Genomic DNA, 26,883 nt, shown 5'->3' with positions numbered 1-26,883 from the left:
CAGTAGCCCTCACAATCCGTAGCTTTCGTGTCCCCTGGCGGGAGATCCACTGCGTGCTAGCGTCCCGGGTCGCCGGGGGGCCGACACAGCGACGTGAGAGGAATTCCGTGGGTCACATGCACCACATGGCGGGAGGCTGGGCCACTCCGGTCCTGTCGTACGCCATGGCCGTCGTCGGCGCCGCGCTGGGACTGCGCTGCACCGTCCGGGCGCTGGCAGCCGGTGGGCGGTCCAAGCGGAACTGGCTGATCAGTGCCTCCGTCGCGATCGGCGCCGGCATCTGGACCATGCACTTCATCGCGATGCTCGGCTACACCGTCGACGGCACCGCGATCCGGTACGACATCCCGCTGACCCTGCTCAGCCTGGTCGTCGCCATCGCCGTGGTCGGCGCGGGCGTCTTCACCGCCGGATACGGCAACTCCCGGGTGCGTTCCATCGTGCTCGGCGGCGCCGGCACCGGACTCGGCGTCGCCGCGATGCACTACATCGGCATGGCCGCCGTCCAGCTCAACGGCTCGATCTCGTACGACCCCGCGCTCGTCGCGATCTCCGTCGTCATCGCGATCGCCGCCGCCTCCGCCGCTCTGTGGGCCGCGCTGTCCGTGCAGGGGCCGGCTGTCGCGGCCGTCGCCTCGCTCGTGATGGGCCTCGCGGTGAGCAGCATGCACTACACGGGCATGGCCGCCGTCACGGTGGACGTGCACGCCGGCACCGCGCCCCTGCAGGGCGCGAGCGCCACCGCCTTCATCCTGCCGCTGGCCGTGTTGCTCGGCTCCTTCCTCTTCCTGACCTGCGCGTTCGTCGCGCTGTCCCCCACGGCGCGCGAACGCGCCGAGAGCGAGGCCGCGGCCCGCCCGCTGCACGAGGTCGAACTCCCGGTCGCCTGACCGCAGCCGGGCTCTCCCCGGCCCGCACCGTCACACTCCCCACCGCGGCACGCCCTTACGTCACGCACGTCGGGCTCCGCGCGTTCCCCAGGGCCCGACGCACTGCGCGCGCCCACACTCCTGCACCGCCAAGGAGCCGCTTCGTCATGCCCGCACGCCCTCTGGTGCCCGATCGCTGGCGCCCCAAATCGATCCGCGCGAAGGTCGTCACCCTGCTGACCGTGCCGGTCCTCTCGCTCATGGCGCTGTGGGGACACGCGGCCGTCACCACCGCCTCCCAGGTCTCGGCCACCGAGCAACTGCGCCAGATCGACTCGACCCTGGTGGGGCCCGTCGCACGGTTCACCTCCGCGGTGCAGGACGAGCGGGCGGCGGCCCTGAAGTACCGGGCCGCGCCCGGCGGCACCGCCCGTCACGACTTCGACGCCGCGAAAGCCCGTACGGACAAGGCCGTCACGGCGTTGCGCGCGGGCGTCCGCTCCAGTAGCACCGACCTCGCGGCGCTCGACGCCGCGCTGCCCGGCCGACTGCGCTCCCTGCTCGCCGGCGCCGACTCGCTCGGTGAGCGGCGCGAGAGCAGCCGCAGCGCCTCCGCCGTGCTCTCCGGCTACGGCACGGCCGTCGACCGGGCCTTCGCCCTTCGCTCCAAGCTCGCGGGCGCCGACCAGCCCGATCGCGCCTCCGACACCCGTACCGTGCTCGAACTGGCCCGATCCCGCGAGGCGTTGAGCCGCCAGGACGCCGTGCTCGGCGCCGCGCAGGCGCGCGGGAACATGTCCGCGGCCCAGTACCGTACGTTCGTCGGCGATGTCGCCGAGCAGCGTGCCTTCGCCGACGCAGCGGTGTCCGACCTGCGGGCCGAGGACGCCGCCGCCTACCGCAAGGTGCTCCGCTCCCGCAGTGCGATCGACCTCGTCGGCGCCCAGGACGCCGTCCTTGCCGCCGGCCCCTCCTCCGCCGCCACCGTGGTGAGCGCAGGGCACTGGACTTCCGTCGCCGGCCCCACCTTGTCCGGGCTCGCCGCCGCGGAGCGGGGCGCGATCGACACGGGCGCCGACGCGCAGCCGTACTCCCTGTCCAACTTGGGCAGTTCCGGCCTTGCCGTACTCCTCGGCCTGCTCGGTGTGATCCTCTCGCTGCTGCTCTCCGTACGCATCGGGCGCGGCCTCGTCGATGACCTGACCCGCCTGCGCAATTCCGCGCTGGAACTCGCCGCCCACCGGCTCCCGGCCGCCATCCGCCGCATCCACGGCGGCGACGGCCTCGACCTGGAGCAGGAGGCCCCGCTGTCGCACGACCCGATCCGGGACGAGATCGGGCAGGTCGGCGCGGCGCTGACCACGGTGCAGCGGGCCGCGCTGCGCGCCGTCGCGGGCCGCGCCGCCGTGCTGACGGGGGTGTCCGGCGTGTACGTCAGCCTGGCCCGCCGCAGCCAGGTGCTGCTGCACCGGCAGCTGGAACTCCTCGACACCATGGAGCGCCGCACCGAGAACCCCACGGATCTGGAGGACCTCTTCCGCCTGGACCATCTGACGACGCGGATGCGCCGCCACGCCGAGTCCCTGCTGATCCTCTCCGGCTCCGCGCCCGGCCGCGCCTGGCGCAACCCGGTCCCGCTGATCGACGCGGTGCGCGCTGGCATCGCGGAGACCGAGGACATCGAGCGGGTCCAGCTGCACGACATCCCGGACCTCAGCCTGGCCGGCACGGCGGTCGCCGACCTCATCCATCTCGTCGCCGAACTCACCGAGAACGCCGCCTCGTACTCGCCGCCGCACACCCCTGTGGTGGTGCGTGGTGAGGAGGTCGGGGCAGGCGCCGTCCTGGAGATCGAGGACCGCGGTCTCGGCATGGGCGACGAGGCGCTCGCCGCGGCCAACGAGAAGATCCAGGCCGCGGACATCGACCTGCTCGACTCGCGCCAGCTCGGCCTGTTCGTGGTCAACCGCCTCGCCGAGCGCCAGCACGTCGATGTGACCCTGCGCCGCTCGGTCTACGGCGGCATCACCGCGGTCGTCTTCCTCCCGCACCAGCTCCTGGAAGCCCCGCACCCGGGCCTGCGGCCCCTGCCGGAACCGGAACCGGAGCCGGACCCGGAGCCGCTACGAGCGGTGGAGCCCGGCCTCGCACCGGTTGCCGAACCGACCGTCGCGCGCATCCCCTCCCAACGGCACTACGGCCAGGAACCGGCGACCGCACCCGAGACGGAGCCCGGCATGTCGCCCAGCGATTTGGCGCCCCGCCAACTCCCCGCCCGCGCCCGGCATGCCGCACCTCCACAGCCCTCCCCCACCGCGCGACCCACACCGGTACCGGACGCGGACGACGCCGAGGACGGACTGCCGCGCCGGGTGCGCCAGGCCAGCCTTGCCCCCGAACTGCGCAAGGACGAGGACACGAGCGCGGGCCCGAACCCCGCCCAGAGCCAGGCTGTCCGCTCCCCGGAAGCAGCCCGCGCCACGATGGCGTCCCTGCGCTCCGGCCGGCGCCGCGCCTCCGCGTCCCGCGAGGAACCGGCCGGCCCGGGCACCCTGGGCCACCTGCCCCACCACCACGCAGCGAACGACGAAGGGTTCCGAGACCGATGACGCCGACCTACTCCGTGACCACCGTGGGCGACCAGAACAGCGACCACGGCGCGAGCGGCATCGACTGGCTCCTCGACGACCTCGTCGACCGCGTCTCGGAGGTGCGGCACGCGGTCATGCTGTCCACCGACGGTCTGTGTGTCGGCGCGTCGCACGGGATGGGCCGCGACGAGTCCGAGCGGTTCGCCGCCATCGCCTCCGGCTTCCACTCCCTGGCCAAGGGGGCGGGCCGGCACTTCGACGCGGGCGGCGTCGTCCAGACGATGGTCGAACTGCAAGGTGGTTTCCTCTTCGTGGTCGCAGCCGGCGACGGCTCGTGCGTCGCCGTGTTCACCGACGGTCACGCCGACATCGGTCTGGTGGCGTACGAGATGGCCCTGTTGGTGGACCGGGTGCGCGAGCACCTCACCGTGCCCCTGCGCGCGGACGGCACACCGGCGCCGGATGGTGGAGCCTCATGACGGACCGACCTCCCAACCGCTATGCGAGCGGCCCGGGCGACCGCTCCGACGAGGCCTGGACCGACCGCTACGACGAAGAGGCCGGCCCTCTGGTCAGGCTCTACGCCATGACAGCCGGCCGCGCCCGCACCCACAACGGCGCCGAACGCGTCGACCTCATGGCGATCGCCCGGCCCACCGCGGCCACCCCGCGCGGCCCGCTGCCGCCCGAGCAGCGCGCGCTGCTGGCCCTGTGCGCCCACGGCCCGCGCCCCGTAGCGGACCTCGCGTCGGACTCGGGCCTGCCACTCGGTGTCGTCCGCGTCCTGCTCGGCGACCTCACGGCGCAGGGCCTGATCCACATCACCCCGCCCGAATCCTCCGCCACCGGGAAAGAACGTCCCCCCGCCCATCTCCTGCGAGAAGTGATCAATGGCCTCCGCGCACTCTGACCGCGCCCCGCATGCGGCGCCCGCCGACTTCACCGCGCTCAAGCTTCTGATCGCCGGCGGCTTCGGCGTCGGGAAGACCACGCTGGTGGAGTCGGTCAGCGAGATCCGTCCCCTGCGCACCGAAGAACCTCTCACGGAGGCCTCGCGCCCGGTGGACAGCCTGGAGGGGGTGGCTACCAAGTCCACGACGACAGTCGCCATGGACTTCGGCCGCATCACCCTGCGCGAGAACCTCGCCCTCTACCTGTTCGGCACGCCCGGCCAGGACCGGTTCTGGTTCGTCTGGGACGAACTGGCCACGGGCTGCCTCGGCGCGGTTGTTCTCGCCGACACCCGCCGGCTCGCGGACTGCTTCCCCGCTGTGGACTACTTCGAGAGCCGCGGCATCCCGTTCATCGTGGCGGTGAACTGCTTCGACGGGATCCGCAGCCACAGCCCGGACGCGGTGGCCCGCGCGCTCGACCTGAACCCGGACACGCCCGTCCTGCTCTGCGACGTACGCGATCGGGAGTCCGGCAAGGAGGTCCTGATCTCCCTGGTCGAGCATGTCCTGAGCCGGGAGCTGGTCACCCGATGACGCCTGCCGCGGGCGGCCCGCGCGGCGCAAACCAGGAGTCCGACGCCGAAAGGGCGACTGGTACCTCTGCTACCTCTGCTGCCTGATACCTAGGTCCCCTCGAGTCGCCGCATGCGGCGAAGGACAGGACTGGGGATTGCTGGAGCTGCTGCCTTGGTCTGGGGCGAGTGGCTGAACTGGCGCTGCTGCCCGGGTGATGTGCCCGTCGTCATCGCGGCCAGCAGGCCGATCAGCCCCGCACTGACGGCCCGCGAGCGATCCGCTTCGGATGCGTCGTGCTCCGGCGACAACACGAGAGAGCGCAGTGCGACGGGGACCTCTACCTCGTCGCACTGCCGGGGCTGCGCGTCGAGAGGCAGAGCTCGTAGGAGCGGGTGACGGAGAGCCCACCCGAAGTCAGGGTGGGAGGGATGAATCCCCGCCCAGTCCTCGGGCATCGCGTGACACCGCCCTCCCGCCTGACGCCGGCTGACCGTCAGCTTAGAGCCGCCTCTCTCGCCGACCCGATCCATCAAGGTCGTAGACCTGCTTCATGTCGGCCAAGTCGACGCGGGGCGAGGCCACGAGCCGCACCTCGTCCGGGCATCGCGGCGGCCACCGGCGGCGCACCTGGGGGCCCGACGCCCCGCAGGCAACTCCCCTCCTGGCAGCCGGATTTCCTTTCTGCTGACCTCATACGAGGGGGGACTCCACGGCAGCCATGGCCACGCTCTCAACACCCCACCGACCGCCCTTCCGGTGCCAGCACTTGAAGAATTGCCTTCCCCCGCACGCTGATCCGGTGGACGCCCCCAGTGAACTCCCCGCACCATGATCCTTGTGCCGCTTCCCCATCAGACCCAACAGCCCCCTCTGCCCGGCCACATGATCGTCTGCGGTGACGACGCGCTCGCCGAACGACTGGCCGCCGAACTGCGCGAGCTCTACCGCACCCAAGTCACCATCGTCGTCCCGACCGCGCGCACCGTTACCGAGCCCGAGGCCGGCGGCGCGGGCAGGATGCGGGCGGCAGCGCTGCTCAGCCGGCTGCAGGCCGCGATGAACCGGGCCGCCCCCATGGCCATGGACTCCCTCGCCGGACAGACGCCCCGGGTACTGGAAGCTCCGGTGCTGGACGAGGACACGCTCACGGAGGCCGGCGTCGTACGGGCGGATGCTCTGGCCCTGGTCCATGACGACGACGAGACGAACATCCGCGCCGCACTGGCCGCCCGCCGCCTCAACCCCCGTCTGCGCCTGGTGATCCGGCTCTACGACCGCCGGCTCGGGCAGCACCTGACCCAACTCCTGGACCAGGTTGCCGCGTTGGCGCAGCCAGGCCTCGACCCGGACGCCGTGGACACCTCGACGACCGTCCTGTCGGACGCGGACACCGCGGCCCCCGCACTGGCGGCCACCGCCGTGGCCGGGACCAGCAAGGTCGTCCAGGCCGACGGGCTGCTGCTGCGCGCCGTGGAACGCCACCCACCAGGTCGCGGCGGGGTCGCCGACCCCGGTATGTGCACGCTCGCGCTGTTGTCGTCCACCACCAACGATCCCGCGGGAACGGAGGGTTCGGACGCATCCGGTCAGGACGGACCGCTGCTGCTGCCCGACGACCGCACGGTCGCGGCCGCCACCGGTCGCGGCACGGTGGTCCTTGACGCCGTGACTCCTGCCGGTCGCGGTCTGCCGCCACGCCGACTGACGGGACGCGGGCTGCCGATCGGGTCGCTGTTCTCGCGCCGCCTGCGCTGGTCGCTGGCAGGGCTGGTGGTCTGCGTCGTCGGTCTGGCCCTGGCCACCTGGGCCACGACAGAGCCCCGTCCGCTGCGCGCCGGGTATCTCACCCTGCTGGACCTGTTCGCCATCGACGATCCGGCGATCGGCGAGCCTGCCGCCCGGCAGATACTCCAACTTCTCACCGGGTTGGCCGGGTTGCTGCTCCTGCCGGTCCTGCTCGCCGCCGCCCTCGAAGCATTCGGTACCTTCCGCACTGCGTCCGCGCTGCGCCGCCCGCCCCGACGGCTGTCCGGACATGTGGTGCTGCTCGGTCTCGGCAAGGTGGGCACCCGCGTCCTCGCCCGACTGCACGAACTGGGCATCCCCGTGGTGTGCGTGGAGGAGAACCCGGACGCCCGCGGCATCCCGCTCGCCCGTCGCCTGCGCGTGCCGACCCTCCTTGGTGACGTACGCGACGAAGGAGTCCTGGAGGCCGCGAAGATCCACCGCGCACACGCCCTGCTGGCCCTCACCAGCCACGACACCACCAACCTCGAAGCCGCGCTGTACGCCCGCTCCGTCAAACCCGATCTGCGGGTCTCCCTGCGCCTGTACGACGACGCGTTCGCCACCGCCGTCTACCGGACCCTGCGCGCCGCCCACCCCCGAGCCCTGACACGCAGCCGCAGCGTCACCACGCTCGCCGCCCCGGCCTTCGCCAGCGCGATGATGGGCCGTCAGGTCCTGGGGGCCATCCCCGTCGAACGGAGGGTGCTGCTGTTCGCCGCCCTCGATGTGGCCGGGCACCCTTTGCTGGAGGGGCGGACCGTCGCCGAGTCGTTCCGGTCCGGCGCCTGGCGGGTGCTGGCCATCGACTCCACCGCACCGGACGACCGGCGCCCCGACCTCGCGGCCTCCCCCGACGACGACGCCTCGGCATCGCCGCCCGGCCTCGTCTGGCGCTTGCACCCCGGCTACGTACTACGCCCCACCGACCGCGTCGTCCTCGCCGCCACCCGCCAGGGCCTTGCCGAACTCCTCGGCCCGCGCACCGAGACGCGGCCCGGCCGAGCGGCACCGTGACCGGATCCGCGTACGCGGTCGGCGCGCACGGCGATCAGGGCGTGCCGAACTCCACCCGGATCACGAGGGCGGGGCATCGTCGCCGGCCGCGGGATCCCCTTGGGGAGCACCCGGGGCGCTCGCCGAGTTGATCACAGGCGGGCGTATTCGGCGATGCCGCGTCGCCAGACACGGTTCATTCGCCCACGGCGTCCTCGGGCTCCCATCGCAGCAGGTCGCCCGGCTGGCATTCGAGTACTTCGCAGAGCGCGGCGAGCGTCGCGAAGCGCACCGCCTTGGCACGGCCGTTCTTGAGTACCGCCAGGTTGGCGGGGGTGATCCCGATACGGTCTGCGAGCTCGCCCACAGACATCTTCCGCCTCGCCAGCATCACGTCGATGTCGACGGCGATCGGCATCAGATCACCTCGTTCAACTCGGCCTGCATCTGCGTCGCTTCGGCGTCGCGCGCCACGGCTTGGGCGAGCAGCATCCGCAGCACGAGCACGATGAGCGCGACTCCCAGGATGGCCACGCCGATCCCGCCCATGATGAGGGTGACGCCCGGGTCGTCCCGTTGGCCGGGGGCATTGATGCCCGTGACCGCGAACCAGAGGAGAGCCGCCGCCACGATCGCGCCGATCACGGTGTCGACGTACCGGAAGGCAGCGTGGGAGAACACGGTTCCGCGCCGCACCATCATGACCAGCCGCCACACGCAGACCAGGGCGACCTGCGCCGCCACCATGCCCAGGATCATGATCACGCGCAGCGGGGTGAGCGGGAGCGACCCGTCTTCCGGATCGGAGGCCAACGCCCACACCATCGACGTCTGCACGAACACGGTTCCGGCGAGCACCACCACGATCACGGCGCGCAGCGCCCCCACTGTCAGCTGTCCCACAGCCCACCCTCCCATCGATTCACGATGGGAATCTATCGAATCTCGATAGATGTATCAAGAGTCGAGGTGAAGGCGGGTCGTCGGGAACAGCTGGTCCGCCCGGCACTGTTGCATCGACCGAGGGGCCGGCGCTCTACGGACGGGATACACACGGACCACAAGGTCGCCCGCCTGACAGACTCCGGACCCTGGGATCGCGGTACGCCCATCGCGCACCCGCACCGATACGCACTTTCTGCAGAAGGACGTTTCATGACTGACCGACCCTTGACGCTCATGGCCGTGCACGCCCACCCCGACGACGAGGCCACCGGAACCGGAGGGGTCCTCGCGCGGTATGCGGCGGAGGGAATCCGCACGGTTCTGGTGACGTGTACCGACGGCGGTTGCGGCGACGGGCCGGGGGGCGTCAAGCCGGGCGACCCCGGGCACGACCCGGCGGCCGTCGCCACGATGCGCCGTCAGGAACTCGAGGCGAGCTGTGAAGCGCTGAAGATCAGCGATCTGGAGACGCTGGACTACGCCGACTCCGGAATGATGGGCTGGCCGAGCAACGACGCCCCCGGATCCTTCTGGCAGACACCCGTGGAGGAAGGCGCCGCGCGACTCGCGGAACTCATGCGCCACTACCGACCCGATGTGGTCGTCACGTACGACGAGAACGGTTTCTACGGCCACCCCGACCACATCCAGGCCCACCGCATCACGATGGCAGCGCTGGAGATGACCGGGCTGACACCGAAGGTGTACTGGACGACGATGCCCCGCTCGGGGATGCAGCGGTTCGGTGAGATCATGCGCGAGTTCCATCCGGACATGCCGGAGCCCGATCCTGCCGAGGCCGCCGCGATGGCCGAGATCGGCCTGCCCGATGACGAGATCACCACGTGGGTGGACACCACCGCGTTCAGCGATCAGAAGTTCGACGCGCTGGCCGCGCACGCGAGCCAGGGCGAGAACATCTTCTTCCTCAAGATGGGCAAGGAGAGGTTCGGCGAGTTCATGGGCATGGAGACCTTCCTCCGCGTCCAGGACACCACCGGCGCGCCCGTACCCGAGAACGATCTCTTCGACGGGCTGCGCTGATCCGCAAGCGCTGTCGAGCGTGCTCGCACCTGGAGGCGGGGCACACGCCTGTGTCGTCACATGAGCGAGCTGATGGCCGTGACTGCGGAGTCGAGCGTCGAGGACACGGCGGACGCTGCCGACGTGCCCGCCAGATAGAAGCCGAATGCGGCGCCCACCACGATGTGGGAGAGCTTGCCCTCGCCTTTTCGCAGCAGGAAGATCACTGCCACGATCAGGACGAGGAACACCGGCAGATGCAGGGCGTTCATGGGTCTCACCTCGCGTCCCGGCTTGTCGCGGGTGCGCCCCGCGGTCGCCGGTGGCAGCCTCACGCCAGCCGCTGCCACAACGGCCAGGCTATGACCGCACGATCACTCCCGCTACTCGAGCGAACACGGACGGTGAAAGCGGGGCTTCCGACGCGGGGCAGGCTCTGAGGGCCTGCCCCGCGGGCCGGTCAGCGAGATCGGTCGGAAGAACAGGGGCTGGTGCGTTCCGCGGCCACACGCCCCGGAGCCTCGCTCTTCAACGCCGCTCTGGCCTGCCTTTCTCTCAACTCAGGGGAGTCGATCGCCGTGGGGGCGGCACCTTCGGCAACACCTCCCACAAGGGCCGCGACCCCGCAGCCCAGGCCGCCAGCACCTGCCGATCCACCAGAGCAATGGACAACTGCTGCGCAAGTGGCGGGCACTTCGACGAGAACCTTCCATTGGTCACCAGCACCACCACGTCCGCATGGTGAAGCGGCCGGGCCGTCCCGTTCAGCCGCTGCAGATCCGGGGTTCCCACCGCTGAACCTTCCGCACCAGCCTTGCGATGCTTGCACTGAATGACCCATCTGCGCCCCAGCGGGTCGGTGGCGAGCACGTCGGCGCCGTTGTCGCCGGCGCCGCCGACCTGCTTCGCGTCGGTGCAGCCGTCGCGAAGCATCAGGTCCCGCACCGCGTACTCGAACTCACGGTGGTGAAGCCGGTCCAGCTGGGACAGCGCGTAACGCAGCCCTTGGCGCCGGGCGTCCGCCCACGCGGCCCGCTGCTGCCGCTGCTGGAAGAACCCCGCGCCTGCCAGTCCCGCCAGCGCAGCGAGCACGAGCAGGACCCACCAGTGAGCCAGCAGCCAGCCGACCACCGCGCCGATCAGCCAGAGCGCGGCCACTGCTCCTAGTAAGACGGTCAGCAGTTGCGCCTGCAGGCGCTGCTGACGCTTGGTCGGCCGACGACGCCGCGCAGGCGCCCGCCCCATTACTGTTCACCGCCGCGCGAGAAACGGATCGGGTACGAGACCGTCGGCGTGGGTCTCCTCGGTTTCTCCCACCCCGGGAAGTGCACCGGATAGGCCGCCGTGGACGTCGGTCCGGGCGTACGCCCCGAGGGACCCGGCTTCGATCCGGGCGAATCGGTGGTGGTGCTCATGGAACTTCCCGCGGCCACGACCACCACGGCTACGCCGACGAAGAGGGCCACCTCACGGCGGGCTCCGGCGGCCCACCTGGAGTGCGCCCTGACCTCCGTACCGTCTCTTCGCCAGCACCTGTCGATCCAGACCACGGCTCCCCCTCCGAGACTGCTTGCCCGACGAACTACCCATGCTGGCATCACCCACTGACAAGTGGTCAGGGATTCTGCGTCGCAGTGATCGCCAAGCCAGAACCGTGGCAGCCCGGATTCACGGGGAGGCTCCGCCGCGCTCCGAGGCCTTCTCGAGGAACACTCCACAGCGCCCTGCGGCCAGGGTCGCTCTACGAGAGCATCATCGACGGAGAGCCAGCGGGCTGCCGTCCTCATCCCGTTTCTGCATCAGGACATACTCCCTGAGCAGCCCCACGTGAATCGTCGCACCGTCAGCCGCAGGCGTCTTTCTACGGTCCGACTGCTTCTTGCCGGCCTTCCACGACGTCGTGGGCCGCCTCCAAGATGGTGCGCTGCCCGGTGGTTGCACGGAGGCGCAGGCGGGCGAAGGCGACTTCGAGACTGATGTTGTGCCGTGCGGCCAGGATCCCCTTGGCCTGTTCGACCACCACGCGCGTGGACAGGCTCTGCTGCAGGTCGCTTGCGTGAGAGCGGCTTTCCTCTACCTCACGCTGCAACTTCCACATGCCGGCTGCCGCCTCGGCAAGAGAACGGACCAGCTCCAGGGCCGGTTCATCCAATGGGCTGCCCGGCGCGCCCAGCAGCACCACGGCGCCGACCAAACCGTCATCGCCGCTGAGGGGCAGCACCGTGACTCGCCCGAAGCCCAGGCTCGCGGCTCGCGGCGCCCACCGCGGCCAGCGCTCCCAGGCCGAGTGCGTGGTCACGTCCACGTCGAGCAGTGCGCAGCCCGAGCCCTGTACGTCGTGGCCCGGGCCCTCGCCCCAGCCGGCAGCGTCCGCCGCCAGAGACCGGACCGCGCTGTCGGTGCCGTCCGTCCACACCACTGTCGTGCCGAGCGGCGTGTAGCGGACGAGCGCGGCGCGGGCCCCGTAAAGCCACCGGCTGCTCTCCACGAACACGGCCAGCGCACCCTGCACATCCAGCGGATCTGCCGCGGCCTGTTCCAGCACCCGCGTGAAAACCTCTGCAATATCCGTCTGTCGGGGCGTCATCTCCTGAGACTAGGGCCAGCAACACCGCCTGCGCAGGGGATGTGACACGAACAAGCCACCCTGCGAAATCCGTCCGGAGGCTCCCTGCCGGGCTCGGGGAACAGGCCAGTGGCCCTGGGTCCACAGCGTCGCGGTGGAACCTATGCCGAAGGTCCAGGGTCGTTTTCCTGCCCGGGGACGAGAGAGGGACGGTCGGGCGCTTCGAGGATGGAAGGGCCAGTCCCCCCTTCCCCGGAGCCCCGCATGCCCGCGACCTTTGTACATCCTGCCGCCGTCGTCCCGCTGTTCAGAGGCAGACTCGTGCCGTCCGCTCTGGTCATCGGCTCGATGATGCCGGACGTCTACCAACTGCCGTTCCCGAACCTCGGCATGCACGACTGGGTTCCGGGTCTCCTCTTCTGTCCGCTGCAGACGGCGCTGATGCTGGTGGTCTTCCACGCGCTGCTCAAGCGCCCGCTGGTGGACCTGGCCGGACCTCGGCTGCGGGGCAGGCTTGCCGGGCCGGCCACCGGGTTCCGGCTTCGCGGGCCCGCCGCGTTCGGCTGGCTGTGGCTGTCGGCCGTCCTGGGAACGGCCACCCATCTGCTGTTCTATGACATCACTCACGGCCGGTACGTCGACTGGGGTCTCACCCCGGTCATCGGCACCTACAGCGGAACCCAGCTCGTCCAGGAAGGGCTCTCTCTTCTGGGGCTGGTCGCACTGGTCCTGGCGTACAGGTCCTGGTACCGGACAGCTCCCCACGTCGTGGACCCCGGCGCCTTGTTGCCCGCGATGCCGCGCGCGGCCCGAACCGCAGCCCGGGCGGTGCTGTTGGGCTACGCGCTGGCGGGTGTCGCCGCGGAGGTGATCCACCCGCGGGTCGACATCTACCGCGCCGGCCGGCTACCCGAAGTCAGGGCGGCGATGGTGGAGTTCGACCGTCAGCCCGTCATGCACCGCATCCGTGGCATCCGGGCCGGGCACGGCCGCGTCGTTGCGTGCCACCGCTCGGACCGGTGGCGATGCACGGGTTGGGTCCACCGCCAGCTCACGGTCGGCCTGGGCCATTCCGGCGCGGGCAGCCCGGCGCAGCTCGCGCGCCCGGGGCATCGCCCGCAGCGCCACGTAGAACACGGGGCCAGTGAGCAGCATGACGAAGGCCCCCGCCATCGGATGTGCCCCGACCCAATGGGCGAAGCGCACGAAGAGCAACAGGCCGGCGCAGAACACGAACCCGATCAGCGCGAGGGGGACCACGAGCCCGGTCATGCGCCCTCCTTCGCCACGGGTGGCGGCAGCACTTGTGCTGGTGAATGTCGCACCTGTCACGCTGTCGGGCTCTCGCATCGCCACTGAATCTCCCCTTGCCATTCGGAAACGTCGTGGGAGGACAGGTGCCCTGCAAAGGCCAAACCATGATCGACTACTTGCGGCCTTTTGTGCTTGCCTTGAGGGCTTCCTTGGGCCGGAGATTCGCGGCCGCCGTCACACTGCAGCCGACCGGGATTGAACTGCGAGGCTGCGCGCCGAACGCGATACCACAACAGAAGGTCCAGCATCACAGGACCCCACTATGAACCACGTGTATACATCGAAGGTACAGTCTTCCTCGTGACCCCCACGATGACTTTGCGACGTGCCACGAACCTCACCACGACCACGCTGACTGCCTGTGTCGTCGCTGGTCTCGGCCTCGGTGTCCTGACGAACCTGCTTCAAGGCTGGCTGCCATGGCCGTGGAGTCAGCTAGCGAACTCGGGCGGCGTGTGGTCGGCGTTCGCTTTCGTCACCGGCGCAGTCCTCGCGCACCGCATACGCAGCTTGCGGAGTCTCGCTGCAGCCGGAGCACTGACAGAGATCGGCCTCGTTGTCGGCTACTACGGCTACGCGGAAGTCGGCCGAGGCGGCATGGGGAGCCTCGTCTTTCCGCTGGTCTGGCTGGTCATGGCCTGCATTGCGGGTCCTGTGTTCGGTGTCGCTGGCGCCTGGTGGCGGCGGAGTCCTCTCCGTTGGCAGCGAGTCGCCGGGTTGGGCGCACTCGGTGGCCTGTTCGGGAGCGAATGCCTGCATGCATGGCTCACCCTCGGGTACACAGGTCAGGCGGTGGCCACTGGCTCGGTTGCCTGCGCACTCCCGCTTCTACTTGCAGGCACATGGAGAGAGCGAGGTTTGAGCGTGGCTGCGGCGTTCCTCGCCTCTCCCCTCGCCTACGCGGCCGTGTACGGGCTGCTCGACAAGATCTCCGCCTAAGAACTTGCGCAGATAGGAGATATGGGGGGCCGCGAGGAAAGGTGAGCACCCGATCTCCGACACGACCTCTTCGGCGACCACCACCCGCAACGGCCGCAACGAGTGGATCCGGCTCGGCATCTTCGCCCGGCTCAAGGAGATCGCGTTGGAGTCCTACGACCAGATCGTTGGGCTCACGCTCGACCAGATTGCCGTCGACGGCTGTCCCTCCCCGTCCTTGCGATCGGGGGCGCGGAGAACCTGGGCGCGTCGGTCGGCGCAACGATGAGGCTGGCCGCCGCCGACGTGCAGAGCCTCGTCCTTGTCGAGTGCGGGCACTACCCCGCCGAGGAAGCCCCGAAGGCAATGCTGTCGGCACTGACCGCGTTCCCGGCGCCGTGCCGTGACGGGTCGAACGTGTAAATCATGGGCGAATCAGAACGTCGTTGATCAAGTGCTAGGCGTACTCGCTCGCTCAGGGCGGTGGGTACGTCGGCGTTGGTGAGGTCGAAGATCGTGCACGCCGCGCTTCCGTTGCAGGGCCCGGCGTCGCAGCAGGTGTGCACGGGCTCGCTGAGTTGGTCGCTCGCTCGACGGAGCGCCGGTCTCCCGAAATGAATCCCCTCAAGTTCGCCTTCTGCCACCCCTGCCGCAGAGCCCCGTCCTGGCCATACAGACCTGACACATGCGCCCGGTTCCAGATCTCTACGCAGGGACACAGTTCATGGCGCCCCTGTGGTCCCCAATACGGATCGTCGCGCCCTCGTCGTTCCCACAAACAAGCCGTCCACCTTCTTCCACGACACGGAGGCGGCGCCTTGGGTTCAGGAATCCGGCAACCATGGAATACGCCGTAGGTGAACCGACACACCGAACCCGAGCACACAACCGACGGTCACTACGTGGTGATCCGCGGACGCAAGTGGCGAGCCACCGACCCAGCCGTGCCCGAAGACGCCGCGACACGCCTACGTTCGCATCTCATGGCCGCTCGCCGGGCGGTCGGTGTCGCGCTCCGAGAGAAGAACGCCACGGCGGAGCGCGCCGCGCGCAAGAAGGTGAACGCCGCGAAGGTCGCTCTTGGGGAGCGGGGTACGCCGCCATGGTGGGAACAGGACGAGGAGGCGCGTAGGCGGAGGTGGGAAGAGGGATTGCGCCATCTCGATGAGCCCGCACCCGATGGTCCCCATGAGTGACGCTTGCAATGCGGCAGACCGTACTGTCGAACCCGTCACCCAGGAGGACTTCTGATGCGCAGCGTGACCTACTCCATGAGCGTCTCACTGGACGGCTACATCGTCGGGCCGGGCGGCGGCTTCGACTGGACGGCGCCCAACGAGGAGGTCTTTCGCTTCGCCACCGACGAGGTACGGGAGGCCAGTGTCCACCTGTTGGGGCGGCGGCTGTACGAGACGATGCTGTACTGGGAGACCGTTGACCAGAATCCGTCACTCGACTTCTCAACGCTCGAGTTTGCCGCGGTCTGGAAGCAGCTCCCCAAGGTGGTGTTCTCCACCACGCTGTCCGCGGTACAGGGCCATGCCCGCCTGGCCTCCGGCGGCCTGGGGGAGGAAATCGAGCGATTGCGAGCCGAGCCGGGGGACGGCAACATCGCGATCGGCGGCGCGACTCTCGCCGCCGAGGCGGCCGAGTTGGGTCTGATCGACGAGTACCGTGCCAGGGTCTACCCGGTGCTCGTCGGCGGCGGCATTCCGTTCTTCCCCCAGCACGAGCGCCGGGTGGATCTCGAACTCGTCGAGACCCGCACCTTCAGCTCGAAAGTCGTCTACCTCCGCTACCGCGTGGCGCGCTAGCCGGCTGATGATCCGCCGAGTCCTGGCAAGAACAGGCCGGCCGGTGACGTTCTCTCAGCACCATGACCTGCGCGAGGCGGCGTGAACCAGCTCCTGGTGGAGGCGAGTCGGACGGACCACGCCCGCCCGCAGGCGCACGTACCACGATGGCGGAGAGCATCACCGCTACCGGCCGCGTAACCCGTCCGCGTAGCTTCGAGCCCGGGTTGTCACGCGAGGGCCCGAAGCTACGCCATCACCGAATCACCGCTGTGCGGACGACGCCGCCTCCGCTTCCGTCTCCGCTCCAGCAGTGGTGAGCCGGCCGCCGGCCGTTTCCAGGTGTGCGCGAACGAACCACTGGAACTGCTCAAGGTCTCGCAGCTGCCCGATCAGGAGATCTTCAGTGGCTGGGTCGATCGCCCCGACCTGCTTGACTGCGTCACGAAGCGACTCGATGACCCCGGTATAGACGAGATCGAGTGCGCCCAGGTGGGCGATGGCATCCGCCCGTCCCACGCTGTAGTCCTCCCACGTCCGCTCGCGCACCAGAGCGCCCGGGGTTCCCTGGGCCACACCACCGAGAGCGGCCAGGCGCTCGGCCACGTCGTCTGCCATGTCACGGACCCGGTTCACTTGCGGGTCCAGCATCTCGTGCACCGCGATGAAGTGCGGTCCGACCACGTTCCAGTGCACGTGCTTGAGGGTGAGGTGCAGATCGTTGAGAGCGTGCAAGCGCTGCTGCAGCAATCCGATGATCAGGTGCGCGTCCTCAACGGAGACGCCAGGCACCGTGTAACGGGGAGCAGGCGAAGATGTCACTTTTCTTACTCCTATCTAGGGCAATATCACCTCTCGGTACCCGAGACCGAGCTGTTCACACTCAGCAGCCGGGCCGAAGTCCACCACGACAGCGAACACTGGCGCCCGCAGTCACGCTGTCCTCGGCGATTCGGCCGGGTCGGATGGCAGAGCCTCGGGCTGCGTCGCTACCCGGCCATCTTCCCGATCGCGTTGCGCAGCGCGTTTTCCACGACCTCGCTCAGGGCCGGATGGATCCACAACGGCCGCTCAGCGACGTCCTGCACGCTCAGGTCGAACGTCATGGCGATGACCAGTGGCTGCAGGAGCGCGGCCGCTTCCTGGCCGAGCACATGGGCTCCGATGAGGCGGCCGGAGGCGCGGTCGACGAGCACCTTGCAAAATCCGTCGGTGTCCTCGAGAGCCCACCCGTAGGCCACGTCCTCGTAGCGGCGCTCTCCGACGACGTAGTCGAGCCCCTGCGTACGCGCGTCCTGTTCGGTGAGACCGACCTGGGCGATCTGAGGATGCGCGAAGACCGCCGAGGGCACTACGTCGTATGACATCTCACGCGGCCGGTCCGGGTGCAGCAGGTTATGGGCGACGATCTCCGCCTGGCGGTTGGCAACGTGCTTCAGCGGCGCTCCGGCGTCGGCGATGTCACCGAGCGCCCAAACGCCGGTCGCGCTGGTGCGCATCTGCGGGTCGACGTGGATCAGCCCCTCGTCATCGCAGGCGATGCCGGCGTTCTCGACTTCCAGGCTGTCGGTGTTGGGGCGTCGTCCCACTGCGACGAGGAGGGTGTCCGCCTCGATCTCGCTGCCGTCGTCGAGCGTCACGGTGACGTTGCCCCGGTTTCCGGCTACCCCGGTGACCTCACTCCCCAAGCGCAGATCCCACTGTCGGTCAGCGATGTCGGTGAAGGCGCGAGCGAGGGACTCGTCCTGCTGGGCCAGCAAGGAGTTGCGCTGCTCGACCACGGTGACGGCGGTGCCCGCGGAGTGGAAGACATGAGCCAGCTCAGCGGCAATGTATCCACCGCCGAGCACGATCATCCGAGCGGGAACCTCATCGAGTCGCATCACCGTGTCCGAGGTCTCGTACGCAACTCCTGAATCGGCCACGACAGGCGGCACAGCGGGGCGTCCGCCTGCGACGACGACGATCCGGTCAGCGGTGATCGTCTCGCTGCCGGACGACGTCTGCACGAGGAGTTCGCGTTCTCCGGTGAACCGCGCGGCGCCCCGATAGACAGTGATCCATGCGGTGTCTGCGCGGCCCTGTTCGCCCTCGCGGGACTGCGTGTCGAGTCGGTCGAAGACACGCTCCTGAACCTGTGGCCAGACGATTGCGTCGAGACGGGCCCGCACGTTGTGCCGTCCGCTGGCGCGTACGGTGTCAGCCACTTCGGCGGTGGCGGCGAGCATCTTGCTGGGGATACAGCCCGCATTCAGGCAGGTGCCTCCGAATGGGCCTTCCGAGACGATGGCGACGTCCAGGTCGGCGAACCGGTCATCGATGAGGGCATTGCCGGTGCCCGCACCGAGCACGACGAGATCATGGTGTGGCATGAAAGATCCCTAGCCGAATCGTCCGCCTTCACACCCTCGCGCGCACGATCGCCTCCGACAGGAGGCAGCCCGTCCCTGGCAGCCGTGTCCGTGCATCGTCAACGCCAGGCACGGCTGGCGAAGATACTGCGACCCCACGCGCAGGAGTTGAAGCCGTCCCCGCGCAGGACGCGGCGATGCGCGGACGCATGCTCAACCGGAGTGGGCCACCACGGCATCGATGAGATCGGGCCAGAGTTCGCGTGGACGGTCGTGGCCCATGTCGGGGACCAGCAGGAGTTCGGCACCGGGCACCAGCTCCGCGGTGCGTTTCCCGCCGCTGGGGTCGATCAGCGTGTCGTCCAGGCCATGGATCACCAGGGTCGGCACGCGCAGTTCGCGGAGTGCATCCGCGCGTGAACCACTGAGGATCATCGCGCCGAGCTGTCGTCCGATCCCGGCGGGACAGTAGGCGCGGTCGTAGCTTTCGGCGGCCAGTTCATGCAGTACCGCGGCGTTGCCGTATCGCTTGGAGGCCCACACCAGTTCCCCCCCCGCGGCCTCGACGTATCCCTCACGGTCCGCCGGCTTCGGACTGAACAGCACAGCCTGGGCCTCCGGGCTGGGCCGGCCGTATTCACTCTCGCCCGTCGAGGACATCATCGACGTCAAGGTCAGCACCCGCTCCGGGGAGGAGAGAGCCATGGTCTGGGCGATCATTCCTCCCATCGAGGCGCCGACCACGTGGGCGCGTTCGATACCGAGCGCGGTGAGCAAGCCAAGGCCGTCGTCGGCCATGTCGCGAAGCCGGTAGGGAACCATCGCAAGGGCGGTGGCAATGTCACCCGAGCTGACGGCGTCGATGAACTCGCCCATGTCGACGGGGTGATCGTCGAACTTGGTGGACAGCCCGCAGTCGCGGTTGTCGAATCGGATCACGTAGCGGCCGCGCTCTGCGAGCGCCCGGCAGAAGTCCTCGTGCCAGGCGATCATCTGCGCGCCGAAACCCATCACGAGGAGAACTGGCGGATCCCCAGGGTCGCCGAAGCTCTCGTACGCGATGGACACCTCGGGAGACACACCAACGATCGACATGCACGGAGCCTGCCACGGCCGCCCATAAAGCGCACCAAGAATATGGCGCCTGACCTGCACGTCCCGCCCCTGTCCGCACATGATCTGCCGGACAGGGCCCGGCCACGTCAGCCCACTCCGCCACCACCTTGTGTTGCGTGTGCCGTGACACAGCAGGGCCCTCGCGACGATCCGTGCAAGGAGTAACACGGATCATCGCAAGGGCCCTACCCGGTGCTCCCATGCCCCGGACGAAGGGAAGAGTCCGGGGAGTGGGGGTATCAGAGGATGCGCTCAGGCGCGTCGAACTGGTCGACCGGCTCGTTCGTGCAGGCGGCGACCGGGCCGCCGAGCACGTTGCCGCCAACGCCCTGGGCCGCGGGGACCGCGCAGCGCAGGTCGACGTCGACGAACGGGGCGCCGTAGGAGTTGGCGATGCCGCCCGGGTCACCGGCGATGGCGACGTCCCCGTTGTCGGTGGCGAACTCCGAGGCACCGGTGCCGTAGGAGGTCGAGCCGACAGAGGCGCGGGCGGCCTGGTTCGCGTCGTGTGCGCTGGTCATCGTCTCCGCCTGCGGACCGCCCTCGGTCGCCGAGGCAACGCCCGTCGCGCCGACCGTCGCAGCGGCAGCGGCGGACGCGAGAGCGGCACCGGCCAGAACCTTACGGATCATGGTTACTCCAAGTATGGGGGGGCGTGGTGGGAGCATCGTGCACCCTGCCGACCTGCCCAAACTCGGCCCACGGCAGAAACGTCACGTCACACCACCCCAACAGACCAGACGCTCACCCGAACGGCAGAGAGCGGCGGAATCGGGTCCCTCACCTCGCCCGCGAACTGTGGCGGAGGGCCCGGCGCGAGGGGTACTGGCGCTTCACTTGTGGCGCTTCACTTCTGCTTGACGGGAGGGCAGGAGCCCGTGTCCTCGCCGATGGAGTTGATCTCAGCGTTGGAACGGGGATCGCCCGCGTAGTTGAGCTGGTCCGTGCACTTGGTGTCGGACGGCTCCTTCTGAACCGGCGGGCACGTACCCGTGTCCGCACCAATGGAGTTGATCTCAGCGTTGGAACGCGGGTCGCCCGCGTAGTTGAGCCGGTCCGTGCACTTGGTGTCCGACGTGGCAGGCGTGCTCGACGGCTTGCTCTCCGCCGTGCCGGACGACGGGGTGCTCGTGGCCACCGATGAGCTGCTCGGGGAGGAGGCGTGGTCGGCGCCGTTGTTGCCGCACGCCGTCAGTGCCAGTGAGAGGGCCACTGCGGTCATGGTCAGTGCCGAGATCTTCCGAGTGCGCATGCTGGTGTCCTCTGCGTGGGGCCGTCGCTCCTGGGGAGCGGGCGGGCGAGTGAGCGGGGCGAGTGTTCGCCCGTGTGGGGTTCTGTCCCCTTAGACAGGTGGTGTGGTTGCCCACGTTGCACCTTGATCGTTCTCAGGACACGTTCGTGACATGACAGTGGTCGCGTCGTGAAGTCTGTTGCGGGCGTACCAGCGGGCGGCGATCCGGGAGTCACCTCGGCTGCTACCGGGTCTGGCCGGAACACGGTCTGCCGTTCGCGTCGATCGCATGGAGATGCGCCGAACTCCTCCGCTGATCCTGGCTTGTGGCTGCGGGCACCGCGAGACTGACGGCCGGCCACGGCGGCCATTCCGCTCGGCGCGCCAGCCGCTGGACCTCGCCGACCACTCGTCGATCAAGGAGTCAACACGCGTCTGCCCAAGCGAGCAGTTGCCGCCGTGTTCGTGGCCGGCGCAGCTTTCGCGGGTCTCGCTCCCCAGGCTGTGGCCGCTCCCATGCCCTGGGAGACCAGCAAGATCCCCACGATCACCACCCACATCAGCGTCTCCACGACGGTGGTCGGCGACAGCGGCACGGTATCCGTGCTGTGCTCTGGCAACTGCTATCAGTAGGAGGCCGCGTCAGGAATCTGAAGATCATGTCCTACGCGGGGTGGCAGGACGAGCCGCTTCGATGCGGCCACGACGCCCTGTCGAATCGTGCGAGCGGGCTGGCACGCAGCCATCCGTTCATTTCGGCAGTCCCCCCGGTCCCTGTGAGCGCGCCGTTGCACCTCGTTCGATCTCGGCCTGCTCCTGGGCGATCTCCCGTCCGAGGAAGAAGTTCAGCCCGGTCCGGATGGCCGCGATGGCTGCCATCTGGCCGATTTCGGCGAAACTCGGTGCGACCGACGTGCGCAGCACATCGCCGGCCAGCTGGAACTCGAGGCCCAGGACGAGGAACCGCCCCAGGCCCAGCCTGATTCGGTTGAACTCCGCCACTTTGCCGCGCCCGCGCACACCCGCCCGGATGAACTGCCCGAACGCCCACGCAGCACCGATGAAGATGACCAGTGCGCCCGCGGACTCCACCAGCCTGACCAGCAGACCGATCACTTCGTGCAGGCTCGACTCGGGCAGCTTTTCCACCAACGGGGTCATTGGTGGAGGCTCTTCTCCCAATAGCCAAGAGGCAAGGACGAGTTCACGCCCGTCCGGGCCACGGAGGGCCGACGGCCTCTGTGGCAATGCCTCGGGTGGCGACAGATGACTCGGGAGTACGGAGTACGAGGGGACGGCACCCGCGGTTGCTGGAGGAACGCGGTGACGGGGCAATCGCAATAGCCCGGCAGGCTGCTGGAGGAGACTGCCCTCCTCGCCGTTCTCGAAGGCTGCGGCCTCCGCCACCTTCAGGTTCTGCCGATCCTCGAAGATGCGCGTCCCCTCGCCGCGTGACGCCGGGCAGACGAGCAGGGTGCTCGATGCGCGCCCGGACAGCGGGCTGCTCGTCCCGGCCTCAGCGGGTCTCACAGCGCCGCGACCGCGTCCTTCAGCAGGAGTACGGCGAGCGTCGCGAAGGTAGTGCCCGCTGCGACGTTGACCGCGGTGGCCGCCTTGCGGCCGTGCATCAGGCCCTGGCCCAAGCGGCCGGCGCAGAGGCCGATCGTACTGTCCCAGATGAGGCCCATGGCCAGGAAGATCAGCCCGAGTGTGAGGAGTTGGAGCCAGAGCGGCCCGTGCTCCGGGCTGGTGAACCGCGGGAGGAACGCGGCGAAGAAGAGGACGGTCTTGGGGTTGAGCAGGTTGGTGAGCACCGCCCGGCGCAGGATCTCGCGTTCGGGCGGCGGTCCCGGCGAGTGCTCGGGAGCTTTCGTCGCCGTGCGCAGGGTGATCACGGCGAGTCGGCCGAGGTAGAGGCCGCCCGCCAGCTCCACTACCGCCAGCGCCACGGGTGTGGACTGCAGCAGTACGGCAAGGCCGAGTACGGCGGCCGTGACGTGGACGACCATGCCCAGCGCCATGCCCGTCGCGGAGAGCAGACCCGCTCGCGGTCCGCGCTCCACGGCCACCGCCACGATGTACGCGGCGTCCGGACCAGGGGCGACGGAGATGAGCGCTACTGCCACCAGATAGGCCGGCAAAAGGCTGAGGTCCAGCATGGCGTCCTCCTTGGTCTGTCCCGACCCATTTGCGTAACGCACAAGAGCCGCTTAATACGTTACGTCGGCACCGATGAGGCTGCAACGCCAAGAAGCCGGTCAATGCGTTACGCTGGGCGGTATGGCCATCACCATCTCCACGCTCCCGCTGGGCGTTCTCGTTGACCTGGTCAACAGATGGGGCACACGACCTCGCCAGGAGGACCGTCGCGGAGAGGAACCTCTGCCGTCTCCGGACACCCTTGCGGACCTGGGGCTGGGCCTTACCGGGCAGGCGCGGGCCGGACTCACAAAGGAGATGCTGGCCGACGCGGCGGACGCGCTGCACCCGGTGTTCGCCGCCGAGGACGCCGGCACCTGCGCGCGACGACTGACGCGGCTGCTGTCCACCAGCGGCGCGCGGCCGGCACTCGAAGCTGCAGGCGCCGACGACACTCTCCGCGCGGTCTGGACGGTGACCAAGACCGACCGCGCCCTGCTCGCCGCGGCGGCGGTCACCCTGCGCCAGTACCTCGGCGAGCACGGCTTCGGGCGGATCGGCGTCTGTACCGGCGGGCACTGCGCCGACGTCTACATCGACCAGTCGCCCGGCGGCCGACGCCGTTTCTGCTCGGTCACCTGTCAGAACCGCGCGCGCGTGGCCGCTTTCCGCAGCCGGAGAACGAAAGCCGCAGCCAAGTGAGCACATGCGACTGTGCGCGGTGTGCCCGGCCGAAGGACCGGGCGCACCGCGCACGTCGGAAGGATCAGGCCCGGGCGGGAGCCTGGTCGGCGTCGGTCGGCTGTCCGTCGGCGGCTCCGTCGCCGTCGGGCTTGCGCATGGCGGGAATGAGGGTCGCGACGGCGGCGGACACAAGAGCCACACCGCAGCCGATCATCAGGCCGGTACGGAACCCGTTCTCGGAGGCGAAGGTGAATCCGCCCATGCTGATGGTCATCTGGGCCAGAACGACGCCGATGACGGCGGAGCCGATCGTGGTGCCGAGCGACCGCATCAGGGTGTTGAAGCCATTGGCGGCGGCCGTCTCGGAGAGCGGCACCGAGCTCATGATGAGGGCGGGCATGGCGCCATAGGCGAGCGCGACACCGCTGTTGATCACGATTCCGGCGAGCATGATGCCCCACGCCGTCCCCATGAGCGGGAGAGCGACGCCGTATCCGACAGCGATCACGAGGGCACCGCAGATGAGGGCGGTCTTCGGGCCGCGCGCATTGATCAGCTTTCCGCCGAGTGGCGAGATCAGCATCATCATGATGCCGCCGGGGGCGATCCACAGACCGGCCGCGAGCATCGACTGGCCTAGGCCGTAGCCGGTGGCCTTCGGGAACTGCAGCAACTGCGGCGCGATCAGCATGAAGGAGTACATGCCGACGCCGATGAGAATCGAAGCGGCGTTGGTGAACAGCACCCGGGGCCGGGCCGTGGTGCGCAGATCGACGAGCGGTTCACGAGTACGCAGCTCGTAGAGGCCCCAGGCGAACAGCGCGACGACGGCCACCGCGAACAGACCGAGCGTGGTGCCCGATGTCCAGCCCCAGTCGGCTCCCTTGGAGATGGCCAGCAGCAGCGAGACCAGGCCGATGGCGAGGCCGACGGCGCCGGGCGCGTCGAACCGCTGCCCCTTCGCGCCTGCGGGAACATCCGGGACGATGGCGAAGATCATCACGCTGACGATCAGGGCCAGCACGGCCGAACCCCAGAACAGCACGCGCCAGTTCGCGTACTGGGCGACCGCGGCCGCGATCGGCAGCCCGATGGCACCGCCGATGCCCATGGAAGCGCTGACCAGGGCGATGGAGCCACTGAGCTTCTCGGCCGGCACGACGTCACGCAGCAGCGCGATACCGAGCGGCACCATCCCCATGCCCATGCCCTGCAGACCACGGCCGGCGATCATCGGCACGAGCGAGGAGGAGAGCGCGCACACCACCGATCCCACGATCAGCGGTACGGCACAGATGAGCATCATGCGGCGCTTGCCTATGAGGTCTCCCAGGCGGCCGGAGACCGGCACGCACACGCCCGACACGAGCAGTGTCACTGTGACGACCCACGCCGCGTTCGAGGACGATGTGTCCAGGATCTGCGGCAGCTCAGCGATCAGCGGCGTCACCAGCGTCTGCATGATCGCGGCCACGGTACCGGCGAGCGCGAGGGTGGCGACGACAGCGCCTGACCTGCTGCTCGTCTCGGGGGCATCCATAAGGGCTCCTCTATCTCTTCAACACGTGAATCTCTTCACCGCGTACGACGATGTGCAGCATACACATACAATGTATCGTGCATATCGCGTGCAGAGGGCACATGCATGAGGGGCGTGCAGCCCAGGGCAGGGAAACCTGGCCGTAAGCCCTGCGATACCGTCGGACCTGGGAGGACGCACGTACATGGACAAGCCCTCGCAGTTGGTCGAGTTCGAGCACATGGTGCTGGGCCGGCATCAGCTCGGCAATGACAAGCGCCGTCGGCAAGCAGACCGTCTCGAGCGCAGCGCCTACATCATGCTCAGCCGGATCCGGGCGCAGGGGCCGATGTCGATCGGTCAGCTCAGCGAGGCGTTCGCGCTCGACGCCTCCACGGTCAATCGCCAGACGGCGCAGGCGATGCGGGCAGGACTGCTCGAGCGGATTCCCGACCCCGACGGGGGCATGGCCCGCAAGTTCCGGTTGACCGAGGAGGGCGTGCGGCGGCTGGACGCCGAGCAGAAGGTGCACGTAGAGGAACTGGACAAGGTCTTCGAGGACTGGCCGGCCGAGGACGTGACAGCCTTCGCGCATTACCTCCAGCGTTTCAACACCAGCATCGAGCGACTCAGCGGCCAGCCCTGGCCCCGGTCCTGACCCCTTCTTCGCGATAGTTCTTTGCGATAGCCACAACGCTCAGGGGCGAGCCTCACGTCGCCCTTGTGGGCTACCTCCGGCTCAGGGCGAGGAAACCGGAACAATCACGATCCGCACCGACCGCATAAGCTTGATGACGTGGACCGATTCGACGGTGCGATCGCGGGGCTGGGCACACGGTCCGGCGTACGGCTGGTCGTCGGCATGTGGAGAGACTCGCCGTTCGGACCGGTGACCGACGTGATGATCGAGCGGCCGGACGGACACCGCATACTGATCGCACCGACCCCTTCCGTCGCCGACTACATCGCGACCACGTACACGTTCGACGAAGTACGGGTTGAATCCGTCGTACTCACCGTCGAGAGATCGGGCCGCCTCATCGTCCGGAGCCCCTCGGTCGAACTCGCGCTGGCGACCGGCCGCCGCACCGGCGTCGGGCTACTGCTCACACTCGTACCACGGCCACTCGCCCGAACCCGCGGCTGGTGCCGCCTGATCAACCCGGTCGCACGGCTGGCACGTCGAGGCGTGCGCACCAACGGCAGCGCCGGAGGCGCCCGCCACGAGTACTACTGCGCCCTGGACGAACACCTACTGACCTCAGCATCCGTACGCCTCGACGGGCACGATCCAGGCCCCCTCACCACGGTCACCCCTCCGGTCCGGTTCGGCTTCGGCTCAACTCCCCCGCGCCCCGCGCTGGTGCGGGTGACCACACTCATCGTCGAAGACGCGTCCAGGCGCAGGGCTGCCGGCTTGCCGGGCTGACGGGGGCTGGGTACCGACAGGCGTGTCCACGCTTCGCGTACCGTGGCGACGGCTCTGGCCTCGAAGGTCATACCGACGGGTGGGATCTGAAGGTCGTTGACCCCGCCGTAGGCCCGTCGATCGTCGTCGCGGCTCCACTGAGGAC

The 26,883-nt window shown here is 69.1% G+C and carries 27 protein-coding genes and 1 pseudogene; 15 read left to right on the top strand and 13 right to left on the bottom strand.

The features are described 5' to 3' along the window. Window positions 1-107 precede the first annotated feature (107 nt). From ACVHNB_RS19140 to ACVHNB_RS19115, 6 genes are all read left to right on the top strand, one after another. Window positions 108-890 (top strand): MHYT domain-containing protein, encoded by a 783-nt coding sequence (locus ACVHNB_RS19140; RefSeq protein ID WP_428949911.1) that lies wholly within the window; start codon window positions 108-110, stop codon window positions 888-890. A gap of 146 nt (window positions 891-1,036) precedes the next feature. Next, window positions 1,037-3,478 (top strand): nitrate- and nitrite sensing domain-containing protein, encoded by a 2,442-nt coding sequence (locus tag ACVHNB_RS19135; RefSeq protein WP_456228717.1) that lies wholly within the window; start codon window positions 1,037-1,039, stop codon window positions 3,476-3,478. Then, window positions 3,475-3,939: a roadblock/LC7 domain-containing protein gene (locus ACVHNB_RS19130; protein ID WP_428949913.1), complete on the top strand. Its 465-nt coding sequence runs from the start codon at window positions 3,475-3,477 to the stop codon at window positions 3,937-3,939. The genes ACVHNB_RS19135 and ACVHNB_RS19130 overlap by 4 nt, the downstream gene beginning before the upstream one ends. Next, entirely contained in the window at window positions 3,936-4,370 is a 435-nt protein-coding gene (locus tag ACVHNB_RS19125; protein WP_456228716.1) for a DUF742 domain-containing protein, read from the top strand. The genes ACVHNB_RS19130 and ACVHNB_RS19125 overlap by 4 nt, the downstream gene beginning before the upstream one ends. Next, the gene (locus ACVHNB_RS19120) at window positions 4,351-4,947 is read left to right on the top strand and encodes a GTP-binding protein (RefSeq protein WP_428949914.1); all 597 of its coding nucleotides are present in this window, start codon (window positions 4,351-4,353) and stop codon (window positions 4,945-4,947) included. Before ACVHNB_RS19125 ends, ACVHNB_RS19120 begins: the two co-directional genes overlap by 20 nt. An 864-nt stretch (window positions 4,948-5,811) precedes the next feature. Next, complete coding sequence (locus ACVHNB_RS19115) at window positions 5,812-7,731, top strand: NAD-binding protein (RefSeq protein ID WP_456228910.1); 1,920 nt, start codon at window positions 5,812-5,814, stop codon at window positions 7,729-7,731. Between the two features lie 175 nt (window positions 7,732-7,906). Here ACVHNB_RS19115 and ACVHNB_RS19110 read toward each other — a convergent pair whose 3' ends face one another. After that, window positions 7,907-8,128 (bottom strand): helix-turn-helix domain-containing protein, encoded by a 222-nt coding sequence (locus ACVHNB_RS19110; protein ID WP_428949915.1) that lies wholly within the window; start codon window positions 8,126-8,128, stop codon window positions 7,907-7,909. Then, on the bottom strand, window positions 8,128-8,613 hold the full coding sequence (locus ACVHNB_RS19105; protein WP_428949916.1) for a DUF2975 domain-containing protein: 486 nt from the start codon (window positions 8,611-8,613) through the stop codon (window positions 8,128-8,130). Before ACVHNB_RS19105 ends, ACVHNB_RS19110 begins: the two co-directional genes overlap by 1 nt. Window positions 8,614-8,865: 252 nt before the next feature. On the opposite strand from ACVHNB_RS19105, the gene ACVHNB_RS19100 reads away from it, so the two are divergent. Next, the gene (locus tag ACVHNB_RS19100; protein ID WP_428949917.1) at window positions 8,866-9,699 is read left to right on the top strand and encodes a PIG-L family deacetylase; all 834 of its coding nucleotides are present in this window, start codon (window positions 8,866-8,868) and stop codon (window positions 9,697-9,699) included. 56 nt (window positions 9,700-9,755) lie between these two features. Here the strand turns inward: ACVHNB_RS19100 and ACVHNB_RS19095 are convergent, their stop codons facing one another. The 3 genes from ACVHNB_RS19095 to ACVHNB_RS19085 form a co-directional block, all read right to left on the bottom strand. Beyond that, complete coding sequence (locus ACVHNB_RS19095) at window positions 9,756-9,950, bottom strand: hypothetical protein (protein ID WP_428949918.1); 195 nt, start codon at window positions 9,948-9,950, stop codon at window positions 9,756-9,758. A gap of 283 nt (window positions 9,951-10,233) precedes the next feature. Then, window positions 10,234-10,923: a restriction endonuclease gene (locus ACVHNB_RS19090; protein WP_428949919.1), complete on the bottom strand. Its 690-nt coding sequence runs from the start codon at window positions 10,921-10,923 to the stop codon at window positions 10,234-10,236. Window positions 10,924-11,539: 616 nt separating this feature from the next. Then, entirely contained in the window at window positions 11,540-12,265 is a 726-nt protein-coding gene (locus ACVHNB_RS19085) for an ANTAR domain-containing protein (protein ID WP_456228715.1), read from the bottom strand. A 243-nt stretch (window positions 12,266-12,508) separates the two neighbouring features. Between ACVHNB_RS19085 and ACVHNB_RS19080 the strand changes: the two genes are divergently transcribed. The 5 genes and pseudogenes from ACVHNB_RS19080 (at window position 12,509) to ACVHNB_RS19060 (ending at window position 16,290) form a co-directional block, all read left to right on the top strand. Further along, a complete protein-coding gene (locus tag ACVHNB_RS19080) occupies window positions 12,509-13,603 on the top strand; it encodes a DUF4184 family protein (RefSeq protein ID WP_456228714.1) in 1,095 nt (364 codons plus the stop codon). Window positions 13,604-13,858: 255 nt separating this feature from the next. Beyond that, window positions 13,859-14,497, top strand: a complete 639-nt coding sequence (locus tag ACVHNB_RS19075) for a DUF6518 family protein (RefSeq protein ID WP_456228713.1) — start codon at window positions 13,859-13,861, stop codon at window positions 14,495-14,497. 52 nt (window positions 14,498-14,549) lie between these two features. Continuing rightward, window positions 14,550-14,699, top strand: a pseudogene (locus tag ACVHNB_RS19070) (IS5/IS1182 family transposase); the annotation flags it as partial. A gap of 634 nt (window positions 14,700-15,333) precedes the next feature. After that, on the top strand, window positions 15,334-15,672 hold the full coding sequence (locus ACVHNB_RS19065) for a hypothetical protein (RefSeq protein WP_428949934.1): 339 nt from the start codon (window positions 15,334-15,336) through the stop codon (window positions 15,670-15,672). 54 nt (window positions 15,673-15,726) lie between these two features. Beyond that, window positions 15,727-16,290, top strand: coding sequence for a dihydrofolate reductase family protein (locus ACVHNB_RS19060; protein WP_428949935.1), 564 nt, complete (start codon window positions 15,727-15,729; stop codon window positions 16,288-16,290). Between the two features lie 243 nt (window positions 16,291-16,533). Here ACVHNB_RS19060 and ACVHNB_RS19055 read toward each other — a convergent pair whose 3' ends face one another. The 7 genes from ACVHNB_RS19055 to ACVHNB_RS19025 all read right to left on the bottom strand — a co-directional run bounded on the left by ACVHNB_RS19055 (window position 16,534) and on the right by ACVHNB_RS19025 (window position 23,126). Then, window positions 16,534-17,091 carry a Dps family protein gene (locus ACVHNB_RS19055; RefSeq protein WP_428949936.1) on the bottom strand — a complete coding sequence of 186 codons (558 nt, stop codon included), beginning with the start codon at window positions 17,089-17,091 and terminating at the stop codon, window positions 16,534-16,536. 167 nt (window positions 17,092-17,258) lie between these two features. Further along, window positions 17,259-18,641 (bottom strand): mycothione reductase, encoded by a 1,383-nt coding sequence (locus ACVHNB_RS19050; protein WP_428949937.1) that lies wholly within the window; start codon window positions 18,639-18,641, stop codon window positions 17,259-17,261. 192 nt (window positions 18,642-18,833) lie between these two features. Then, a complete protein-coding gene (locus tag ACVHNB_RS19045; protein WP_456228712.1) occupies window positions 18,834-19,715 on the bottom strand; it encodes an alpha/beta fold hydrolase in 882 nt (293 codons plus the stop codon). 260 nt (window positions 19,716-19,975) lie between these two features. After that, window positions 19,976-20,368 (bottom strand): hypothetical protein, encoded by a 393-nt coding sequence (locus ACVHNB_RS19040; RefSeq protein WP_428949939.1) that lies wholly within the window; start codon window positions 20,366-20,368, stop codon window positions 19,976-19,978. Window positions 20,369-20,583: 215 nt separating this feature from the next. Then, a complete protein-coding gene (locus ACVHNB_RS19035; protein ID WP_428949940.1) occupies window positions 20,584-20,988 on the bottom strand; it encodes a hypothetical protein in 405 nt (134 codons plus the stop codon). Window positions 20,989-21,717: 729 nt separating this feature from the next. After that, window positions 21,718-22,128: a DUF1622 domain-containing protein gene (locus tag ACVHNB_RS19030; protein WP_428949941.1), complete on the bottom strand. Its 411-nt coding sequence runs from the start codon at window positions 22,126-22,128 to the stop codon at window positions 21,718-21,720. A 365-nt stretch (window positions 22,129-22,493) separates the two neighbouring features. Beyond that, a complete protein-coding gene (locus ACVHNB_RS19025; protein WP_428949942.1) occupies window positions 22,494-23,126 on the bottom strand; it encodes a LysE family translocator in 633 nt (210 codons plus the stop codon). 121 nt (window positions 23,127-23,247) lie between these two features. Here ACVHNB_RS19025 and ACVHNB_RS19020 point away from each other — a divergent pair, with 121 nt between their 5' ends. After that, window positions 23,248-23,808, top strand: coding sequence for a CGNR zinc finger domain-containing protein (locus tag ACVHNB_RS19020; protein WP_428949943.1), 561 nt, complete (start codon window positions 23,248-23,250; stop codon window positions 23,806-23,808). A 64-nt stretch (window positions 23,809-23,872) separates the two neighbouring features. Here the strand turns inward: ACVHNB_RS19020 and ACVHNB_RS19015 are convergent, their stop codons facing one another. Continuing rightward, entirely contained in the window at window positions 23,873-25,330 is a 1,458-nt protein-coding gene (locus ACVHNB_RS19015; RefSeq protein ID WP_456228711.1) for an MFS transporter, read from the bottom strand. Between the two features lie 184 nt (window positions 25,331-25,514). On the opposite strand from ACVHNB_RS19015, the gene ACVHNB_RS19010 reads away from it, so the two are divergent. Further along, entirely contained in the window at window positions 25,515-25,967 is a 453-nt protein-coding gene (locus tag ACVHNB_RS19010; RefSeq protein WP_428949945.1) for a MarR family winged helix-turn-helix transcriptional regulator, read from the top strand. Window positions 25,968-26,105: 138 nt separating this feature from the next. Further along, window positions 26,106-26,738, top strand: a complete 633-nt coding sequence (locus ACVHNB_RS19005) for a hypothetical protein (RefSeq protein ID WP_456228710.1) — start codon at window positions 26,106-26,108, stop codon at window positions 26,736-26,738. Window positions 26,739-26,883 lie beyond the last annotated feature (145 nt).

This window comes from Streptomyces sp. YJ-C3, from assembly GCF_053891275.1.
This window is presented reverse-complemented; position numbering and strand designations above follow the sequence as displayed.

Excerpts from the sequence above, each read along its gene's own strand:
- ACVHNB_RS19045 (WP_456228712.1), bottom strand. The coding sequence starts at position 19,715 with ATGTCGATCGTTGGTGTGTCTCCCGAGGTGTCCATCGCGTACGAGAGC.
- ACVHNB_RS19040 (WP_428949939.1), bottom strand. The coding sequence starts at position 20,368 with ATGATCCGTAAGGTTCTGGCCGGTGCCGCTCTCGCGTCCGCCGCTGCC.
- ACVHNB_RS19085 (WP_456228715.1), bottom strand. The coding sequence starts at position 12,265 with ATGACGCCCCGACAGACGGATATTGCAGAGGTTTTCACGCGGGTGCTG.
- ACVHNB_RS19050 (WP_428949937.1), bottom strand. The coding sequence starts at position 18,641 with ATGCCACACCATGATCTCGTCGTGCTCGGTGCGGGCACCGGCAATGCC.
- ACVHNB_RS19120 (WP_428949914.1), top strand. The coding sequence starts at position 4,351 with ATGGCCTCCGCGCACTCTGACCGCGCCCCGCATGCGGCGCCCGCCGAC.
- ACVHNB_RS19130 (WP_428949913.1), top strand. The coding sequence starts at position 3,475 with ATGACGCCGACCTACTCCGTGACCACCGTGGGCGACCAGAACAGCGAC.
- ACVHNB_RS19090 (WP_428949919.1), bottom strand. The coding sequence starts at position 10,923 with ATGGGGCGGGCGCCTGCGCGGCGTCGTCGGCCGACCAAGCGTCAGCAG.
- ACVHNB_RS19030 (WP_428949941.1), bottom strand. The coding sequence starts at position 22,128 with ATGACCCCGTTGGTGGAAAAGCTGCCCGAGTCGAGCCTGCACGAAGTG.
- ACVHNB_RS19115 (WP_456228910.1), top strand. The coding sequence starts at position 5,812 with ATGATCGTCTGCGGTGACGACGCGCTCGCCGAACGACTGGCCGCCGAA.
- ACVHNB_RS19095 (WP_428949918.1), bottom strand. The coding sequence starts at position 9,950 with ATGAACGCCCTGCATCTGCCGGTGTTCCTCGTCCTGATCGTGGCAGTG.
- ACVHNB_RS19035 (WP_428949940.1), bottom strand. The coding sequence starts at position 20,988 with ATGCGCACTCGGAAGATCTCGGCACTGACCATGACCGCAGTGGCCCTC.
- ACVHNB_RS19135 (WP_456228717.1), top strand. The coding sequence starts at position 1,037 with ATGCCCGCACGCCCTCTGGTGCCCGATCGCTGGCGCCCCAAATCGATC.
- ACVHNB_RS19110 (WP_428949915.1), bottom strand. The coding sequence starts at position 8,128 with ATGCCGATCGCCGTCGACATCGACGTGATGCTGGCGAGGCGGAAGATG.
- ACVHNB_RS19010 (WP_428949945.1), top strand. The coding sequence starts at position 25,515 with ATGGACAAGCCCTCGCAGTTGGTCGAGTTCGAGCACATGGTGCTGGGC.
- ACVHNB_RS19100 (WP_428949917.1), top strand. The coding sequence starts at position 8,866 with ATGACTGACCGACCCTTGACGCTCATGGCCGTGCACGCCCACCCCGAC.
- ACVHNB_RS19080 (WP_456228714.1), top strand. The coding sequence starts at position 12,509 with ATGCCCGCGACCTTTGTACATCCTGCCGCCGTCGTCCCGCTGTTCAGA.
- ACVHNB_RS19020 (WP_428949943.1), top strand. The coding sequence starts at position 23,248 with ATGGCCATCACCATCTCCACGCTCCCGCTGGGCGTTCTCGTTGACCTG.
- ACVHNB_RS19125 (WP_456228716.1), top strand. The coding sequence starts at position 3,936 with ATGACGGACCGACCTCCCAACCGCTATGCGAGCGGCCCGGGCGACCGC.
- ACVHNB_RS19025 (WP_428949942.1), bottom strand. The coding sequence starts at position 23,126 with ATGCTGGACCTCAGCCTTTTGCCGGCCTATCTGGTGGCAGTAGCGCTC.
- ACVHNB_RS19015 (WP_456228711.1), bottom strand. The coding sequence starts at position 25,330 with ATGGATGCCCCCGAGACGAGCAGCAGGTCAGGCGCTGTCGTCGCCACC.
- ACVHNB_RS19060 (WP_428949935.1), top strand. The coding sequence starts at position 15,727 with ATGCGCAGCGTGACCTACTCCATGAGCGTCTCACTGGACGGCTACATC.